Here is a 3,621-nt window from a genome sequence, read left to right on the forward strand (position 1 = left end):
GCTGCGCGTCGCTGAATTTCTTTCGCGTGCTCCATTCAAAAGAAACCACGCCCGCGATTCCCAGCAGATCACCGTCGGCATCGAGTTGCGCCGCCGAGGTCAGCCGCGTCTGCAGCAGAGCCGTCGAATCGGTGACTTCGCCAGCCATCGTTCCTTGCCCGAGGAAAATCCGCTCCGACTTAGACTCGGTAGCTTGAAGGGACTGACCGCGCCACACCAGCAGCGGGAAGAGCTTCAGGAAAAAACGGCGGGCGATGTTCATGATTCAGGTCCCAGCGGACAGGAGACAATTAAACTCAGTTCTTCGAGAAGGACTCGCTGAGCACGGCCAGTGCGGTGTAGGACTTTGTGATCGATATCTTTTAGCGCGGGATGGATTCTCATCGCGGGTATCAAGTTGGGTTTCACTATTTCGCGTTCTTCGCTTCCGCTTCCTTCTTCGCTGCTCGGTTGGCTTTGCGCTTTGCGGCCTTTTCGTCAGTTGCGGGAGGCATCGTGGTCTTTGAGTCCGGCTCCTCACCCGCTTCGGTGGCGGTGCCGCCGGATTTGTCGAGCACTGGGTAGTTCTTCACGGCTTCGGCTAGCTTGGCGGGATCTTCGCGGACATCGAAGGCCGCCAGGCAGTGGTCGGTCTTTTCGACCATCCATTGGCGCAGGCGATCCTGATACTTCTTCACCAGGGCCTGATGCTTGGGATCTCGAATGAGGTTGTTCGTGCAGCCTGGATCTTTTTCGAGATCATAGAACTCCTGCGGGACACGGTGCCGGAACATTTCCACGCGAGCTTGGATGGCTGCGTCAGTTTTTCCGGCTTTCTCCATTGCAGCAAAGGTCAGGCCTTCGTTGTTGTTCCTGTATTTGAACTTGCCGTCGGAGAAGGCGTTGAAGATGTAGCCGTAGTGCGCGTCTTGAACACAACGCATCGGCTTGGCCGGGCCGCCGATGGTGTAGTCGATCTGGGTGAAGACGTAGTCGCGTCCGCTCTGCTTGCCGCCTTTGAACAGCGGGACCAGCGAGAGCCCGTCGAGGCCTTCGGGAATGGGCTGACTCGTGGCGTCCATGAAGGTCGCGAAGAAATCGACCTCGGAGACGAAGTGCGACTTGTCCACCGAGCCGAGTTTGATGACGCCCGGCCAGCGAAACAACATCGGCGTGCGATTGCTCGCGAGATAGGTGTTGGCCTACGCAAAGGGAAAGGCGGAACCGTTATCGGTGATGAAGACGACCAGCGTGCGACTGGCCAGCCCGGAGTCATCGAGCGCCTTGAGGACGCGACCCACGGTGTCGTCGAGGCGGCGGACGGAGTTGAAGTAATGCGCGTATTCCTCGCGGACTTTCGGCAGGTCAGGGAGATAGCTCGGGATGACCATCTCCTCTGGCTTGAAGAGCCGCGACGGCACTTCCTCCCCGTTCTTGTTGCGACCGTTGGGATCGTAGAACGGGCGATGCGGGTCATGGGAGTTGACCATAAAATAGAAGGGTTTGTTCTCCTTCTTGCAGCGGGCGAAGAACTCCTGCGCGAAGCCATGATATTTCGTCGGACTACGACCTGCGCCGAGTTCATTCTGGTCGTGGGCGAAATCCCATTTGAATGCAGGATCGGGCGTGGAGTGACTCACCTTGCCAAGAACGCCGGTGAGATAGCCCGCCTTCTGGAAGGTGCCAAACACCGTCGGGATCGGCTTGGTGAGCTTGTTGAAGCCAAACAACCCGCTGTTATGTCCGTAGCGTCCTGTGGCAATAATGCTGCGGCTCGGACAACAAATGGCGTTGTTGACGTAGCCATGCCGAAAGCTGAGGCCCTCGGCAGCGAGCTTGCTGAGGTTCGGTGTGACGCCGGGCACCTTGCCATCTAGGAAATCCATCGCCTCAAAGCCGAGGTCATCGGCAGTGATCAGAAGCACGTTTAGAGGCGGTTCAGCGGCGTGGAGCGGAACGAGCGATGCGATCAGCAGCAACGCGGTGAGGAGAGTGAACGCAAGTTTCATCGTCGGTGTCCGTAACAGGATTGGAGGTGGGTGAATTACTGCGTCATTCGGGGGCGTTCCCAGTCTTGGTAGTTCCTCTTGGCGTCGCGGGCTTCGTCGGTCTTTTCGGGTTTTTCCACGCCCACGTCGGGGTTGTTGGGATCGAAGAGCGGCCAGGTGTCGGTCCGGAAGGGTGAGGCGGGAAGACCTTCCTTGTTGTAGAGCAGATTGCGTTGCGAGGGATTCATCGCCCAGGCGTAGCGGACGGCCACGGGAGTTGGCACGTCTTTGCAGGAAACGATGACCTTGTTTCCGGCGATCTCGGCGTCCGCCCAGTGCCATTTCTGGTCCGCTCCGGCGATGGCGAAGGCGTCCAGCTTGCCCGGCTTGGCGGCCATCATGCCGCTGCCGATGCAGTCGAACTCGAGGGTGATTTTTCTGCCTTCGATTTTTTGGCTGAGATAGCGCGGGCCGCAGGGGACGATGTCTTTGCCATAGGCTTCTTTGAGCGCGAGGTAGGCGTGGCGGATGCCGATGGGCTTCTTGTTCTGGGGATGCAGGGCAATGGGGTCGCCGCAATCAATGCCAACGGCCATGCCGGTATGCGGCATCTCCTGGCTGACGAGCCGCATGGTCTCGCGGTTGACCGCCCAGGTGGCCTCGAAGCCCTCTACGGGCTGCGTTTGCGGCGGCTCCCAACTGGGCAACTGCGTGAAGAAGAACGGAAACTCTTTCGAGACGTTGCCGCCGGAGAGCTCATGCCATGACGAGCGGTAGTAGCTGATGAGCCGCTTCAGTTGTTCGCCATAGGCGACGGCCTGGGGCGCGGTTTTGGAGTTGCGCTCGCCCTGATACCAGATGGCGCCTTTGATGCCATAAGGCCGGACGGGATTGATCATGCCGTTGAAGATGTGGGCCGGATACTGATTCCCCAAGTCGGCGGGCTTGGTGATCGTGGGAGGTTGCAGTGCCCGCGCCTGGTTCTTCATGGTCTCGCCTGCGGCGATTTTGGCGTTGTAGTCAGCGAGTTCGCTTTCGAACTGCTGGAGCGCCTGCTCGCGGCTTTCGCCCTTGCCATCCTTTTGCCGCTGGGCGCTGCGATCCATGTCTTCCTTCTGCAGCTTTGATTGCGCGATGTCCTGCTGGACGTCCCACGGCATCCAACCCTCGATCGGCGTGCCCGCGTAAGCCTGCTGAATGATCCCGACGGGAACATTGAGAGCGAGACGCAGCTTCTTACCGAAGTGATACGCCACGACGGAGGTCTCAGCGGCGGACTCGGGATTGCAGGGCTTCCATTGATCGAGGAGATCACGTTTCTCCTTCAGCGGCTCATGCCAGTGCTCGCGGGCGGATTTGAAAATGCGGTAGTTCGGCAGATTGACGTTCGCCTCCATCTCCGCCTCTGCGGAGTTGCCCACCGACCAGCCCATGTTCGACTGCCCGGCGCAGAGCCACACTTCGCCGATCGCGACGTCTTTGATCTCGATGGTTTTCGAGCCGGTGATTTTCAGCGAATGCCCCGTGCCAAACGCGGGTGTATCCAGGAAGACCTTCCATCCGCCGTCTGCATCGGCTTGCGCCGTGGCCGAGGCACCCCAACTTGCCGCCACGGTGATTTGTTCTTTCGGATCGGCCCATCCCCAGATCGAGT

2 protein-coding genes and 2 pseudogenes are annotated in these 3,621 nt (G+C 59.3%); all 4 read right to left on the reverse strand.

Features of this window, described 5'->3' with window-relative positions; genetic code table 11:
• A pseudogene (locus ACKVY0_RS11960) lies at positions 1–262 on the reverse strand (hypothetical protein); the annotation flags it as partial.
• A 145-nt stretch (positions 263–407) separates the two neighbouring features.
• A pseudogene (locus ACKVY0_RS11965) lies at positions 408–1,160 on the reverse strand (sulfatase/phosphatase domain-containing protein); the annotation flags it as partial.
• A 21-nt stretch (positions 1,161–1,181) separates the two neighbouring features.
• A complete protein-coding gene (locus ACKVY0_RS11970) occupies positions 1,182–1,988 on the reverse strand; it encodes a sulfatase-like hydrolase/transferase (protein WP_409215053.1) in 807 nt (268 codons plus the stop codon).
• 35 nt (positions 1,989–2,023) lie between these two features.
• Positions 2,024–3,621: sialate O-acetylesterase (locus tag ACKVY0_RS11975; protein WP_409215054.1), on the reverse strand; the 1,598-nt coding region annotated here is incomplete at its 5' end.

Origin of the sequence: Prosthecobacter sp., from assembly GCF_046154365.1 — a bacterium.
Taxonomy (GTDB): domain Bacteria; phylum Verrucomicrobiota; class Verrucomicrobiia; order Verrucomicrobiales; family Verrucomicrobiaceae; genus Prosthecobacter.